This is a genomic window from Xylophilus ampelinus, from assembly GCF_003217575.1.
GTDB lineage: Bacteria > Pseudomonadota > Gammaproteobacteria > Burkholderiales > Burkholderiaceae_C > Xylophilus > Xylophilus ampelinus.
Map to the genome: position 1 here is coordinate 1 of NZ_QJTC01000013.1, position 15016 is coordinate 15016.

Here is a 15016-nt window from a genome sequence, read left to right on the forward strand (position 1 = left end):
GGGGGGTGTTGGGGGGGGGTGGGGGGGGGGGGGGGGGGGGGGGGGGGGGGGGGGGGGGGGGGGGGGCCATTCGGTCCCTATGCGGTGGCGGGCCTGCGCCGCGGCATGCGGGTGCCGTCGTTCAGCCGTCCGGGCGCCTGGCAGGCTGGTGTCAGCCTTCGTCGCCGAGGTCGGGCGACGCGACCAGCGTAGACAGCGGCAGCGACGCGATCTCCTGCAGCAGCAGCGCTAGCTGCCAGCCCGCCGCCGCGACCGTCGCCGCGCCCTTTTCGGCCGTCGCCGCCGCCGCGTTGCCCGCCGCCCCCTGGCGGTTGTAGTCCTGCATCTGCCAGCCCAGCTTCGCGCTGCGGCCGTCGCCTAGGATCCGGTGCCGCGCGGCGCGGTCTTCGGAGCTGGAGCGGAAATCGCGGGCCTGCTCCATGGCGACCCGCTCCGGGTGCAGGTGCAGCATCATCGAGGTCTCGATGTCGCCGGCATGGATGCCGAAGCGGTGCTCGTGCGGCGAGAACAGCCCCTGCACCGCATCCGGCAGCGGCAGTGAGAACCAGCTGCTGGAGTAGACGATCAGCCCGCATCGCGCCCGCAAATCGCGCGCCACCAGGTCCATCGCCCCCACCTGCCCCCCGTGGCCGTTGAGCAGCAGCAGCCGGCGGATGCCGGTGCGGGCCACCGCCTCGCCGATCTCGGTCCAGATGCGGATCAGGGTCTCGGCGCTGAAGCTCAGCGTGCCGGGGAATGCCAGGTGCTCGGGGCTGAAGCCGACCGCCTGGGTCGGCAGGAACAGGGCGTGCAGCGTGGGCGGCAGGTGCGGCAGCGACGCGGCGATGACGCCCTCGACCAGCGCGCTGTCGACGCACAGCGGCAGGTGCGGACCGTGCTGCTCGGTGGCCGCCACCGGCAGGACGGCGACCGCCTGCGCCGCGGCGCCGCTGGCCCGCAGGCGTGCGAAGTCGGTGGTGCGCCAGTGGGACCAGTGGCGGGAGGCGGGAAGCGGGGCGGCGACGGTCATGGCGGCATCTTAGCGAGAGACCTCACAGCCACCCGGCCCGCCGGAAGCGGAAGTACAGGTACCCGCACACCACGAAGATCAGCCCCAGCGCCACCGGGTAGCCGTACTGGAATTTCAGCTCCGGCATGTGCTCGAAGTTCATGCCCCAGACTCCGGCGAAGGCGGTGCAGACCGCGAAGATGCTGGCCCAGGCCGCCAGCCGCTTGGTCACCTCGCTCTCCTCGGTGACCATCGACAGGTTCACCTGGATCGCCGTGCCGATGGTGTCGCGCATCGCGTCGATCGATCCGTTGATGCGGCTCAGGTGGTCGATCACGTCGCGGAAATAGTCCTGCGCGCCCATGCAGATCTGCGGCACCCGGCCGCCGTGCAGCTTGCCGACGGCCTCCAGCAGGGGCGCCACCGCGCGCTTCAACACCAGCGCGCGGCGCTTCAATTCGTACAGCCGGCGGATGTTGTTGTAGGGCGCACCCTTGGTGAAGATCTGCTGCTCGATCGTCTCCAGCTCCACCTCCAGCGCGTCGATCACCGGGAAGTAGCGGTCGACCACCGCGTCCATCAGCGCATACAGCACGAAACCCGATCCGGTCTTCAGCAGCTCGGGCTGGCGCTCGCAGCGCTCGCGCACGCCCAGGAAGCCCAGCTTGCTGCGGTTGCGCACCGAGAGCACGTAGTTCCTGCCGACGAAGACGTCGACCTCGCCGACGTTGACCTCGCCGTGCTCCGGGTCGGGCTCGACCAGGTGGAAGACGGCGAAGAGCGAATCGCCGTACTCCTCGATCTTGGGCCGCTGGTGGCCGTGGCGGGCGTCCTCGACCGCCAGCTCGTGCAGGCCGAACTCCTGCTGCATCTCGTCCAACTCCTCGGGCGTGGCGTCGGCCAGCGCCACCCAGACGAAGCAGCCGGGCAGCGAGACGTACTCGCTGATGTGGTCCACGGAGATGTCGGCCAGCTTGGCCCCGGCCTGGTAGGCAACGCAGTTGATCAGCATCGGGCGGATTCCGGCTCGTGGGGAGAAGGGGCGGCGATCTTGCCACGGCGCACCGACGCTGCGGCAAACCGGTACCGACGGCGGTCAGAGCACCTGCGCCGCCAGCGCCCAGGCCATGCGCGCCCGCAGCAGGTCGCGGCCGCAGCGGCGGTCGGCGGGCAGGCGGCGCAGCAGGCGCAGCCGCCGCACCGCCGTCGCCACCAGCGCCCGCACGGGCGGCGGGCGCAGCGCCAGCCAGCGGGCGAAGAGGGGCCGGGCGGCGTCGAAGGCGGCGGCTTCGTGCAGGTGCAGCGCGGCCGAGTGCAGGTAGCACAGCACGTCGCGCGCCTGGCAGTGGGCCAGCGGCAGCACGGCGGCCGGGTCGTCCTCGAAATCGACATACGCCACCGTGCCGTCGGGGCAGCGCACCAAGTTGCGGGCGAAGGCCTGGCTCAGGCAGGCGCCGGCGTCGTGGGCGATGGCCAGGGCGTCCAGGCCGAGCGCGAACAGGCGCAGCATCGTCTCCGGCGGCCGGGCCGTGGCCGCGTGCATCTCCACCGCCAGCGACGGCGTGTCCTGCCCGGGCGCGGCCAGGTGGCCCATCAGCAGGCCTTCGGGGCCCTCGGCCAGCACCGGCGGCACCCGCAGGCCGAGCGCGGCCAGCGCGCGCAGGCGGCGGGCCTCGGTGTGGATGGCCGGCGCGCCGCCCAGGTTGGGCACCGACCGCAGCAGCGGCAGCCGCGCGGCGCGGGCCATGGCGCCCAGCACCCAGTAGGGCCAGCGGGCGTTGCGGGCGCCGGCCTTCTTCAGCCAGACCTGTTCGCCGTCCAGGTCGTAGTGCGCCAGCGGCCGCGGCTGGCCGGGCGCGGTGGCCTGCAGGAACTGCCGGTAGTGCGCGGCGCGGCCAGGGCTCGCCACTGACTCAGACATGCTCGTCCACCGGCGCCCGGTACACCGTCTGGGCCGCGGCGCCCGGCGCCGAGGGCACTAGCGGCGGCGGCTCGGCCGCGCGGAAGCTGTGGGCGCTGGCCAGCGCCCAGTAGCGCCTGAAGACCTGGTGCTGCTCCGACAGGTCGCCCAGCAGCGCGCCGGGCTCCACCCGCATGATCAGGTTGGCCAGCAGCCGCACCTCGGTGTCGGTCAGGCGCCGCACGATGTGGTGGGCGGTGATCTCCTGCGGATGCTGCAGGCCGGCGGCCTGCACCAGTTCCTGCAGCGCATGCAGGGTGTTGCGGTGGAAGCTGGCGACGCGGGTGGCCTTGTCGGGCACCACCAGCGCGGTCTGGCGCAGGGCATCCTGCGTGGCGACGCCGGTGGGGCAGTTGCCGGTGTGGCAGGTCTGGGCCTGGATGCAGCCCAGCGCCATCATGAAGCCGCGGCCGGCGTTGCACCAGTCGGCGCCCAGCGCCATGAAGCGGGCCAGGTCGAAGGCGGTGATCACCTTGCCGGCGCAGCCCACGCTGATCCGGTCGCGCAGGTTCACGCCGATCAGGGTGTTGTGCACCAGCAGCAGGCCCTCCTGCACCGGCGCGCCGACATGGTCGGTGAACTCGACCGGCGCGGCGCCGGTGCCGCCCTCGGCCCCGTCGACCACGATGAAATCGGGGGTGATGCCGGTGGCCAGCATCGCCTTGACCAGCGCGAACCATTCCCACACATGGCCCACGCAGAACTTGAAACCCACCGGCTTGCCGCCCGACAGGCGCCGCAGCCTGGCGATGAACTGCATCATCTCGACCGGGGTGGAGAAGGCGCTGTGCGAGGGCGGCGAGATGCAGTCCACCCCCACCGGCACGCCGCGCGCATCGGCGATCTCGACCGTGACCTTGGTGCCGGGCAGGATGCCGCCGTGGCCGGGCTTGGCGCCCTGGCTCAGCTTCACCTCGATCATCTTGATCTGCGGGTCGGAGGCTTGGGCGGCGAACTTTTCTTCGCTGAAGTCGCCGTCCTCGTTGCGGCAGCCGAAGTAGCCCGAGGCCACCTGCCAGACCAGGTCGCCGCCGTGCACCCGGTGGTGTTGGGAGATGGAACCCTCGCCGGTGTCGTGGCAGAAGCCGCCCAGCCTAGCGCCCTGGTTCAGCGCCAGGATGGCGTTGGCCGAGAGCGAGCCGAAGCTCATCGCCGAGATGTTGAACACGCTCGCCCGGTAGGGCTGGGTGCAGGGCTCTACCGAGGCCGAGGGCGCGCCCGGCCGGCCGCCGATCCACACCCGGAAATCGTGCGAGGCCAGGCGGGTCGGCGCCATCGAATGGTTGATCCATTCGTAGCCCTGCACGCCCACGTCCATCTGGGTGCCGAAGGGCCGGTTGTCGGGATCGCCCTTGGCGCGCTGGTAGACCAGGGAGCGCTGGGCGCGGGAGAAGGGCAGCGTCTCGGTGTCGCCCTCGATGAAGTACTGGCGCATCTCCGGGCGGATGTACTCCAGCAGGAAGCGCACATGGCCGATCACCGGGTAGCTGCGCAGGATCGCGTGCGGCGTCTGGCGCAGGTCGTGCAGGCCCACCAGCGACAGGGCGCACGCCGCCAGCGCGGCCAGCCCCACCGCCACCGGATGCGCCGCCCAGGGCAGCCAGGCCACGCAGAGCACGCACACCAGCAGGCACAGGCCGAGGGTGGCGTAGCGCAGCGGATAGCGGCCGGCGCCTCGGCGTGCGCCGTGGGTCGAGGTGCGCGGATGCGCGGGCGCGTCGGGTGTCGGCATCGGGGAGCTACTCCAGGTGAGCAACGGTGTTGTTCGGGGTGGGCGCGGCCCGCGCGGCTAAACTGCGGGGCCCTCTGCAGCGCGCTGCCTGCCGCCTCCTGTCCGCAGGCGCGCCGCGCGCGCATCGATCATAGAAGCTCGGCCGCCCTGCGCGGCACCCGCCGCCGGCCCCTGCGCCGGCCGGGCCGGGCACTCCCGACCGCCACCACCTCCGCCGCCCGCCACCTCCGCCGCCCACCATGTCCGACACCCCCGACACCCCCGACACCGATCCCGCGCCGAACGCCGCCTCCGCCACCGCGCTGGCGCCGGCAGACTTCGACGCGCTCGACGACATCCTCGACGAACTGCGCACCCGCGACGACGAGGTGCCGCAGTGGGAGTTCTGCGAGGGCTACATGGCCGCCCTGGTCTGCTGCCGCCGGGCGATCCCGCGGGAGGAGTACCTGGCCGTGCTGCTGGGCGACGGTGCCGCGCCCGGTGCCGACGACGCGCCGATGGACGGCGACGGCCTGGGCGCGTTCTCGGGCGTGATCCAGCAGCGCCGCTTCCTGGAGCTGTGGCAGCGCCGCTGGGACGACATGGTCGCCACGCTGGACACCGAGGTGCAGTCGCTCGACGCGCCCGACAGCTTCCAGCCCGAAGTGCTGGACGTGCGCGGCTCGATCGCCGCCCTGCCGCCCGAGGAGCGCCCCGAGATCGCCGAGGAGGACATTCCCTCGATCGCGCAGGTCTGGGCCCTGGGATTCATCTACGCGGTCGAGAACTGGCCCGAGGACTGGACCGCCCCGCGCGACAAGGAAGCCGCCCGGTGGCTCGACGAATCGCTGCAGACCATCGTCGCCCTGACCGAGCCCGACACCGGCAAGCCGACCATCGGCTTGTTCAGCGAGGACGGCCCGCCCAGCATGAGCGAATCGCGGCTGGACGCCTACGGCGCCGCGATCTGGGCCGTCTACGACCTGCGCCGCCTGTGGAAGAGCATCGGCCCCCGGGTCGAGACGGTGCGCCGCGCCGAGGTGCCGGGCCGCAACGATCCATGCTTCTGCGGCAGCGGCAAGAAATACAAAAAGTGCCACGGCGCCTAGAAGGGGGGAGATTTTTCCAGATCCTTTCGAGCAGCTTGCAGTTGCTATTTAATTGATAGCCACTGGTCGACGTGCTGCGCCGCCTAGAGGCACTTTTTATTCAGAGTTTCGCTTCGCCGGCCTGCAGCCACTCCAGCAGCAGCGCATCGGTCGCCCCGGGCCGCTCGTACTGCATCCAGTGGCCCGCATCGGGCAGCAGCCGCCAGGTGCAGCCGTTGCGGCCGGCGGCCACCGCGGGGGCGGTCTCGGCCGGGGTGGCGGTGACGTCGTGAAAGCCCCAGGCCAGCAGCACCGGCACACCGTCCGCCGCCAGGGCGTCCAGCGCGGGGCCGATCACCGCGCAGCTCGCGTAGGCCTTGCTGACGAAGCGGGTCTGCAGGCAGGCCTGGCGGTGCAGGGCCAGCGCCAGCGGGTCGAGGGCCGCCGGGTCGTGCAGCATCAGCGCCATCAGGTTGTGGGCCAGGCGCCGGTCGCGCTCGGCCGGATCGTCGGCGACGTCCTTCCAGTCGAGCATCCGCAGCCGCTCGCGCCGCATGCTGCCGTGGCCGCTGGTGCCGAGCAGCGCCACCCGGCGCACGCTGCCCGCCGTGTGCTGCAGCCGCAGCGCCGACATGTGCGCGGCCACCAGCCCGCCGAACGAGAAGCCCGCGACGTCGAGCGGCGTATCGGCGCCCAGCACCTGCGCCACCGCGTCGGCGAGTGCGCCGGCCAGGTGCTCCAGCGTCGGCGGATCGGCCAGCGTGCCGGAGTCGCCGTAGCCCGGCATGTCCACCAGCCACACGCTGCGGCGCCGGGCCAGCGCCGCGATGTTCTTCGCCCAGTGCAGCCAGCAGCCGTGGCCGCCGTGCACCAGCAGCAGCGGCGGTCCAGTGCCGGTGCGGCGGAAGACGACGTCGCGGCCCTCGACCGTCGCCCGGTGGTGGTCGAGCGACGCGTCGAGGGCGGCGATCATGGCGCGGGCCTCGGCATCGGTGGTGGGCGAGGAAAATGACGAGGGCAAGAGCGTGGCAGGCAGGTCGGTGGGATGTGCAGCGGGCATGCCCCGATTCTGCCGACCGCCGCTGTCCGACAATGCCGGCTTTGCCCGCGCGCCGCTCCTTCCCCGCGGCGCGCTACTGTGGAGTCGCTTCGATGTCCCTCGCCGTCTGGATCACCTTCTTCGCCGCCGCCTGGGCGATCAGCCTGTCGCCCGGGGCCGCCGCGGTGGCGGCGATGGGCAGCGGCCTGCAGCACGGCGGCGCGCGCGGCAGCCTGCCGCTGATCGCCGGGCTGGTGCTGGGCCTGTGGACCCAGGTGGCGGTGGTGGGCATCGGCCTGGGCGCGGTGATCGCCGCGTCGGCCACCGCCTTCCACGTGGTGCAGTGGGCGGGCGTGGCCTACCTCTGCTGGCTGGGCGTTCAGCAGTGGCGCGCCCCGGCCCATGCCCTGGTCGCAGCGGCCGGCGAGGCGCCGGGCCTGGCGCCCGCGGCGCTGGCCCGGCGCCTGTTCTGGCGCGGCTACGCGGTCAACGCGCTCAATCCCAAGGGCACCGTGTTCCTCCTGGCGGTGCTGCCTCAGTTCCTGAACCTGGCAGCGCCGCTGCCGATGCAGTACCTGGTCGCCGGCGCCACCCTGGGCCTGACCGAGGGCTGCGTCATGGCCGGCTACGCCGCGCTGGCGCTGCGGGTGCTGCGCCGCCTGCGCACCGAGCGGCAGGTGCGCTGGGTGCAGCGGACCTTCGGCACCCTGTTCATCGCGGCCGGCGCCGCATTGGCGGCCGTGCGCCGATAAGCCGGACCGCATGGCGCTGAACCTCGTCTGGCTGGGCTTCTTCGTCGTGGCCTTCGCCACGGCCTGCGTGCGGCTGCTGCAGGGCGACGTGGAGATCTTCGCCCGGCTGCTGGCGGCGCTGTTCGATGCGGCGCGCAGCGGCTTCGACATCGCGCTGGGCCTGACCGGGATGATGGCCCTGTGGCTGGGCCTGCTGCGGATCGGCGAGAAGGCCGGCATGGTCGACCTGCTGGCTCGCGCCGCCGCGCCGCTGCTGCGCCAGCTGTTCCCCGGCGTGCCGGCCGGCCACCCGGCCCAGGGCGCGATGACGATGAACCTCTCGGCCAACCTGCTGGGCCTGGACAACGCCGCCACGCCCCTGGGCCTGAAGGCGATGCGGGAGCTGGAGACGCTCAACCCGCGGCCCGGCACCGCCAGCGATGCGCAGATCATGTTCGTGGTGCTCAACACCGCGGGCCTGACGCTGATCCCCACCTCGGTCATCGCGATCCGCCAGAGCCTGGCCCTGCGCCAGGGCGTGCCAGACTTCAACGCGGCCGACATCTTTCTGCCGACCCTGCTGGCCACCTTCGCCTCGTGCCTGGCCGGCCTGCTGGCGGTGGCGGTGTGCCAGCGGCTGCCGCTGTGGCGGCCGCGCTTCCTGCTGCGGCTGGCCGGTGTGCTGGCGCTGCTGGCGGCCCTGCTGGCCGGGCTGGCGCGGCTGCCGGCCGAGCAGGCGGCGCGCATCACCGGCATGGCCGGCGCGTTCTGCATCCTGGCGCTGGTGGTCGCGTTCCTGGTGGCCGGGGCCTGGCACCGGCTGCCGGTGTACGAGACCTTCGTCGACGGCGCCAAGGAGGGCTTCGGCGTGGCGGTGCAGATCGTGCCCTACCTGGTCGGCATGCTCTGCGCCATCGCGCTGTTCCGGGCGGCTGGCTGCATGGACTGGCTGCTGGCCGGCGTGGGCCGCGGCGTGGCGGCGCTGGGCTGGAACACCGCCTTCCTGCCGGCCCTGCCGGTCGGGCTGATGAAGGTCCTCTCGGGCGCCGGGGCGCGCGGCCTGATGGTGGACGTGATGCAGACCTACGGCGTGGCCTCCTTCCCCGGCCGGCTGGCGGCGGTGATCCAGGGCTCGACCGAGACGACGTTCTACGTGCTGGCGGTGTACGGCGGCAGCGTGGGGCTGCGCACCATGCGCTACGCGCTGGGCTGCGCGCTGGTGGCCGACGGGGTGGGGGTGGTGGCGGCCGTGGCGGCGGCGTACTGGTTTTTCGGGGGCGGGTAAACCGGCGTCTTGCCGCACGCCATCCGCCACTACCATTGCCCTCGCCTCGAAAAATCCGGAGACGTCCATGCCCACCCGCCGCCATCTCCTCGCCGCCACCGGCGCGCTCGCCGCCGGCAGCCTGCTGCCCACCCTCGCCGCCGCCCAGGCCGCCGCCTGGCCCGCCAAGGCGATCCGCTTCGTGGTCCCGTTCGCGCCGGGCGGCAGCTCGGAGATCGTCGCGCGCTCCACCGCGGCGGAGCTGTCCAAGACGCTCGGCCAGAGCGTCTTCGTCGACAACAAGCCCGGCGCGGCCGGCAACATCGCGATGGCCGAGGTGGCCCGGGCCGACGACCAGCACACGCTGATCCTGGGCCACATCGGCACGCTGGCGGTCAACCCCTACATCTTCGACAAGCTGCCCTGGGACCCGAACAAGGACTTCAAGCCGGTCAGTCTGCTGGCCAAGGTGCCGAGCCTGTACGTGGTGCACCCGGACGTGCCGGCCAGGAACCTCGAGGAATTCATCGCCTACGCCAAGGCCCGCCCGGGCAAGCTCAGCTACGGCTCGGCCGGCAACGGCAGCGCCGGGCACCTGGCGTTCGAGTACCTGAAGATGACGGCCGACGTGTTCGTGCTGCACGTGCCCTACCGCGGCACCGGCCCGATGCTGACCGACCTGATGTCGGGTCGGCTCGAGGCCTCGGCCATCGGCGCGGCGGCGATCATCCCGTTCATCAAGTCGGGCAAGGTGCGCTGCATCGCCACCGGCTCGGCCCGGCGGCTGCCGCAGCTGCCCGACGTGCCCACCGTGGCCGAGCAGGGCTTTCCCGGCTTCGAGATGACCCAGTGGTACGGCATGCTGGCGCCGGCCAACCTGGCTCCGGCACACCTCGACAAACTGGCCGCCGAGACCGCCGGGGCGGTGAAGGCGCCCGAATCGCTCAAGCGCCTGGGCGGCGACGCCGCCGAGGCGATCGGCAGCACGCCCGCGCAGTTCGCCCAGTTCATCGCGGCCGAGCAGGCGCGCTGGAAAACCGTGATCGCGCGGGCCCGGATCAAGCCGGATTAGCGGACGGCATCCCCCCGGGCAGCTGCGCCGCCTCCCCCCTTCTCTCGCTACGCGGGAAGGGGAGCGCAGCCGGTGGACCGGAGGCGCCGGATCCACGGGTGCCCTGACGGGGGCTTCGCTGCGCTTGCCGCAAGAATGCATCGGTCAGTGAAGTAAGCTGCCAACGCGATCCCGCAGCCACTCGGTGCGGGACATCAGACCGCGGGCAAGCGCAGGAACTCCCCGCGCCGCGCCCGCTCCCACCCTCGCCATGCACGCCGCCCCCCTTTGCCCTCCCCTGTCCGCATGGCGCAGCCGCTGGCCGGCTATTGCTACTTTTTTTATAGCTGGCAGCCAGTGCGTGGTGCCGGCCAGCGCCCAGTTTTCCTTCCAATCCCCTGCCGAGAAGACGGCGCCCGCCCGGATCGCCACGCCGCATGTGGAGGCCGAGCTGGTGGCCCATGCGCCCCAGGGCGTGGAGCCCGGCGCCACCGTCTGGGCCGGCCTGCGCATCGCCCACCAGCCCGGGTGGCACACCTACTGGAAGAACGCGGGCGACTCCGGCCTGCCGACCACGCTGGCCTGGACCCTGCCCCCGGGCCTGTCGGCCGGCGCCATCGACTGGCCGGTGCCTAGGAAGATCCCGATCGGCACCCTGGCCAACTACGGCTACGAAGGCACGGTGCTGCTGCCGGTGCCCTTCGCCGTGGCGGCCGATTTCCAGCCGCCTGCCGGTGCAGCCACCGTCACCCTGCGGCTGCACGCCGAATGGCTGGTCTGCCGCAAGGAGTGCATCCCCGAGCAGGCCGACCTGGCGCTGGCGCTGCCGGTGCACGGCAGCACCGCCGGCTTCGGCGCCGAGTTCGAGGCGGCGCGCGCCGCACGGCCCACGGACCTGCCGGGCCGGGCGCAGGCCACGGTCGACGGCGACCGGCTGACGATCGCCGCCACGGCGCTATCCGCCGCCCTACGCGGCCGGCCGCTGGAGCTGCTGCCCGAAACACCCAACATCGTCGTCACCGCCGCCACGCCCGAACAGGCCTGGCAGGGCGCCGCCTGGACCGCCCGGGTGCCGCTGGACCCGCACCGCAGCGACGCTCCCGCCACCCTGCCCCTGGTGCTGGTCGCCACCGGCGCCGACGGCGCCCGCACCGGCTGGCGCATCGAGGCCGACCTGCAGGGTGCCTGGCCCGCCACCGCCGTGCCCGCCGCGGTGTCGCCCGCGCTGGAGGCGGCGCTGCAGGCCGACGCGGCCGGCGCCGCGACCGCCGGCCCGCCCGCCCCGCCGCCGCAGCCCGCGCCGCTCGGCACCTGGCTGGCGGCCCTGGCCGCGGCGCTGCTCGGCGGCCTGCTGCTCAACCTGATGCCCTGCGTGTTCCCGGTGCTGGCGGTCAAGGTGGTCGGCTTCGCCCGGCACGGCGCCGACCGGCGGGCGCACCGGGCCGCCGGGCTGGCCTACACCGCCGGCGTGGTGGTGTCCTTCGTCCTGCTGGGTGCGGTGGTGCTGGGGCTGCGGGCGGCCGGCGCGCAGCTGGGCTGGGGCTTCCAGCTGCAGTCGCCGGCGGTGGTGGCGGCGATGGCGGTGCTCTTCACCCTGCTGGGCCTGAACCTGGCGGGCGTCTTCGAATTCGGCATGTGGGCGCCGCGCGGCCTGGCCGGCACCGCCCTGCGCCATCCGGTGGCCGACGCGTTCCTGTCGGGCGTGCTGGCGGTGGCGATCGCCTCGCCCTGCACCGCGCCCTTCATGGGCGCCTCGCTCGGGCTGGCGCTGGGGCTGCCGGCGGCGCAGGCGCTGCCGCTGTTCGCGGTGCTGGGCCTGGGCATGGCCCTGCCCTACCTGGCCGCCAGCTGGCTGCCCGCGGTGGCCCGCCTGCTGCCGCGGCCCGGAGCGTGGATGGACGTGTTCCGCCGCGCGATGGCCTTCCCGATGTTCGCCACCGTCGCCTGGCTCACCTGGGTGCTGGGCCAGCAGAGCGGCATCGACGGCGCCGGCACGCTGCTCGCGTTGCTGGTGACGCTGGCGGCGGTGGTCTGGTCGCTGACGCTGCGGGGCCGCGCCCGGGTGGGCGTGGCGCTGCTGTCGGTCGCCGCGCTGGCGGGGGTGGTCGGGGGCTGGGGCTACAACCTGGTGCGCTACGCGCCTGTCACCACCGCCCTCGCCCGGGCCGGCGAGCGCTGGGCGCCCTGGAGTCCGGCCCGGGTGGCCGCGCTGCAGGCCGAGGGCCGGCCGGTGTTCGTCGATTTCACCGCCGCCTGGTGCGTGACCTGCCAGGTCAACGAGCGCGGCACCCTGGCGCGCGACGACGTGCTGGCCGCCTTCGACGGCAAGCGCGTCGCACTGCTGCGCGCCGACTGGACCCGGCAGGACCCGGCCGTCAGCGCCGCGCTGCGGGCGCTGAGCCGCAGCGGCGTGCCGGTCTACCTGCTGCAGGCCCCCGGTCGCCCGCCGGTGGTCCTGACCGAACTGCTGGGCGTCGACGAGGTGAAGGCGGCGGTGGCCGCGCTGTAGAGCGTGCGGCAGAAGTCTTCGATGCGCCTGCCAGGCGGTCTCCCGACACACCGCTGTCGCCGACAGCCTGCGCGGCGGCGCCGAAAACGGGACAATGCTCTGCGCCCCCGGCATGCCGCCGGGGATGCGCACGCCACTGCCCCACCACCTCGCCCTGTTGCCGCCGCATGTCCACCCTGCTCGTCCGTCCCTCGCTGGAATCCATCGCGCGCGCCGAGGAGCGTCTCCAGCTGGCCCTGGATGCGGGCGCGGTGGCCGGCACTTGGTTCTGGGACGTGGTGGGCGACCGCGTCACCGGGGATCGCCGCTTCGCCCAGTGCTTCTCGCTCGACCCCGACCGGCTCGACGCCGGCGTGCCGCTGGCCGAGGTGGTGCAGTGCATCCACCCGGAGGACGAGCCCGAGGTGCAGCGGCTGATCCAGCGGGCCCTCGCGAACGGCGGGCCCTGCCGCGCCGAATACCGGGTGCGGCAGCCGGACGGCAGCTACCGCTGGATAGAGGCCAACGGCGCCGTCACCCTCGACGCGCAGGGCCGGGCGCTGCGCTTTCCCGGCGTGCTGGTCGACATCCACACCCGCAAGCAGGCCGAGATCCGCCAGGGCGCGCTGCTGGCGCTGGGCGACCGGCTGCGCGGGCTGGACGACGTCCTCGACATCGTCGCGGCTGCCGCCGAGATCTGCGGCCGGACCGTGGGCGCGATGCGGGCCGGCTACGGCACCATCGACGCGGCGCAGGAGCATGCCGACGTCACCCGCGACTGGAACCGCGACGCCGGCGCCCACACCGTGGCGGGCCGCTACCGGTTCGTGCACTTCGGCTCCTTCATCGAGGACCTGCGCCGCGGCGAGGTGGTGGCGATCCCCGACGTGGCGCAGGACCCGCGCACCGCCGGCCAGGTCGAGCAGCTCTGGCACCTGCGGATTCGGGCCCTGCTCAACGTGCCGTTGATGCGCGACGGCGCACTGGCGGGCCTGTTCCTGCTGCACGACGACGTGCCGCACGCCTGGACCGCCGACGACATCGCCTTCGTGCGCGGCGTGGCCGACCGCACCTGGTCGGCGATCGCGACCGCGCAGGCGGTGGCCGAGCTGCGAGCCGTCAACGGCGCGCTGGAGCGAGAGGTGCAGGCCCGCACCGCCGACCGCAACCGCCTCTGGAACCTGTCGAACGACCTGATGCTGGTCGCCCGCTTCGACGGCGAAATCCTGGCAGCCAATCCCGCCTGGGAACGGGTGCTGGGCTGGACCGAGCCCGTGCTGGTCGGACGCCGGCTGTTCGACCTGGTCCACCCCGACGACCTGGAGCACACCCTGGCCGGCGCGCAGATGCTGGCCGCCGACGCCGGCATTCCGGTGATCGACAACCGCTACCTGCACAAGGACGGCAGCTACCGGTGGATTTCCTGGAGCGCGAGCCCCGGCGACGGCCTGATCGTCGCCGCCGGGCGCGACGTGTCGCAGGTCAAGGCGCAGGCCGAGTCGCTGCGCCGTGCCGAGGAGCAGCTGCGCCAGAGCCAGAAGATGGAGGCGGTCGGCCAGCTCACCGGCGGCATCGCCCATGACTTCAACAACCTGCTGGCCGCGATCGGCGCCAGCCTGCAGGTGCTGCAGGCGCGGCTCGACGCCGGCCGCACCGAGGGCGTGCTGCGCTACATCACGCTGGGCCAGGAGTCGGTCCGCCGGGCGGCGGCGCTGACCCACCGGCTGCTGGCCTTCTCCCGCCGGCAGACGCTCGACCCGAAGCCGGTCGACGTGCGCCGGCTGGTCGACGGCATGGAGGAACTGATCCGCCGTACCGTGGGCCCGACGGTGGCGCTGGAGGTGGTGGGCGACACGGCGCTCTGGCCGAGCCGGATCGACGCGTCGCAGCTGGAGAATTCGCTGCTCAACCTCTGCATCAACGCCCGCGACGCGATGCAGCCGGCGGGCGGCCGCCTGACGATCGAGACGACCAACGTCCGGCTCGACGCGCAGGCGGCGCAAGACCGCAACGTGCCGCCGGGCGACTATCTCTCGCTCTGCGTGACCGACACCGGCTGCGGCATGGCGCCCGAGGTGGCGGCCCGCGCTTTCGACCCGTTCTTCACCACCAAGCCGCTCGGCCAGGGCACCGGCCTGGGCCTGTCGATGGTCTACGGCTTCGCCCGGCAGTCGGGCGGCGACCTGCGCATCCGCAGCGACGTCGGCGCCGGCACCACGCTCTGCATGCTGCTGCCGCGCCATGCCGGCCCGCTCGAGGACGCGCAGGACCCCGTCGCGACGCCGGCACTGCAGCCCGGCGAAGGCGAGACGGTGCTGGTGGTCGAGGACGAGCCGACCCTGCGCATGCTGCTGACCGAGATGCTGCAGGAGCTGGGCTACCGGGTGCTGGTGGCCGAGGACGGGCCCGCCGGCCTGCGGCGGCTCGAAGCCGCCGGCCGGATCGACCTGCTGGTGACCGACGTCGGCCTGCCCGGAGGCCTCAACGGCCGGCAGGTGGCCGACGCGGCCCGCACCCGCCGGCCCGGGCTGAAGGTCCTGTTCATCACCGGCTATGCCGAGAACGCGGTGGTCGGCAACGGCCAGCTGGACCGCGGCATGGCCGTGATCACCAAGCCGTTCGACATGGCGGCGCTCACCGCGAAGGTGCGGGCGATGGTCGAGGGCTGAAGCCGGTCGGCCTGTCGCCGACGCGCG

At 73.3% G+C, this 15016-nt stretch carries 11 protein-coding genes; 6 read left to right on the forward strand and 5 right to left on the reverse strand.

Annotation, left to right across the window (positions count from 1 at the left end; translation table 11 throughout):
- Positions 1-151: 151 nt before the first annotated feature.
- The 4 genes from DFQ15_RS09740 to DFQ15_RS09755 all read right to left on the reverse strand — a co-directional run bounded on the left by DFQ15_RS09740 (position 152) and on the right by DFQ15_RS09755 (position 4680).
- Entirely contained in the window at positions 152-1009 is an 858-nt protein-coding gene (locus DFQ15_RS09740; protein ID WP_110465799.1) for a creatininase family protein, read from the reverse strand.
- A gap of 22 nt (positions 1010-1031) precedes the next feature.
- Positions 1032-2000: a magnesium and cobalt transport protein CorA gene (locus tag DFQ15_RS09745; RefSeq protein WP_110465800.1), complete on the reverse strand. Its 969-nt coding sequence runs from the start codon at positions 1998-2000 to the stop codon at positions 1032-1034.
- Between the two features lie 84 nt (positions 2001-2084).
- A complete protein-coding gene (locus DFQ15_RS09750; RefSeq protein ID WP_146228713.1) occupies positions 2085-2909 on the reverse strand; it encodes a hypothetical protein in 825 nt (274 codons plus the stop codon).
- Positions 2902-4680 (reverse strand): FMN-binding glutamate synthase family protein, encoded by a 1779-nt coding sequence (locus DFQ15_RS09755; RefSeq protein ID WP_110465802.1) that lies wholly within the window; start codon positions 4678-4680, stop codon positions 2902-2904. Before DFQ15_RS09755 ends, DFQ15_RS09750 begins: the two co-directional genes overlap by 8 nt.
- Before the next feature lie 239 nt (positions 4681-4919).
- Between DFQ15_RS09755 and DFQ15_RS09760 the strand changes: the two genes are divergently transcribed.
- A complete protein-coding gene (locus DFQ15_RS09760; RefSeq protein ID WP_110465803.1) occupies positions 4920-5768 on the forward strand; it encodes a YecA/YgfB family protein in 849 nt (282 codons plus the stop codon).
- Positions 5769-5868: 100 nt separating this feature from the next.
- Here DFQ15_RS09760 and DFQ15_RS09765 read toward each other — a convergent pair whose 3' ends face one another.
- On the reverse strand, positions 5869-6807 hold the full coding sequence (locus tag DFQ15_RS09765) for an alpha/beta fold hydrolase (protein WP_110465804.1): 939 nt from the start codon (positions 6805-6807) through the stop codon (positions 5869-5871).
- 92 nt (positions 6808-6899) lie between these two features.
- Here DFQ15_RS09765 and DFQ15_RS09770 point away from each other — a divergent pair, with 92 nt between their 5' ends.
- The 5 genes from DFQ15_RS09770 (at position 6900) to DFQ15_RS09790 (ending at position 14989) form a co-directional block, all read left to right on the forward strand.
- Complete coding sequence (locus tag DFQ15_RS09770) at positions 6900-7538, forward strand: LysE family transporter (protein ID WP_110465805.1); 639 nt, start codon at positions 6900-6902, stop codon at positions 7536-7538.
- A gap of 10 nt (positions 7539-7548) precedes the next feature.
- A complete protein-coding gene (locus DFQ15_RS09775; protein WP_110465806.1) occupies positions 7549-8802 on the forward strand; it encodes a nucleoside recognition domain-containing protein in 1254 nt (417 codons plus the stop codon).
- A 67-nt stretch (positions 8803-8869) separates the two neighbouring features.
- Complete coding sequence (locus tag DFQ15_RS09780; protein ID WP_110465807.1) at positions 8870-9853, forward strand: Bug family tripartite tricarboxylate transporter substrate binding protein; 984 nt, start codon at positions 8870-8872, stop codon at positions 9851-9853.
- A gap of 250 nt (positions 9854-10103) precedes the next feature.
- The gene (locus DFQ15_RS09785; protein WP_110465808.1) at positions 10104-12341 is read left to right on the forward strand and encodes a protein-disulfide reductase DsbD family protein; all 2238 of its coding nucleotides are present in this window, start codon (positions 10104-10106) and stop codon (positions 12339-12341) included.
- Positions 12342-12508: 167 nt separating this feature from the next.
- Positions 12509-14989: a PAS domain-containing protein gene (locus DFQ15_RS09790; protein WP_110465809.1), complete on the forward strand. Its 2481-nt coding sequence runs from the start codon at positions 12509-12511 to the stop codon at positions 14987-14989.
- Positions 14990-15016 lie beyond the last annotated feature (27 nt).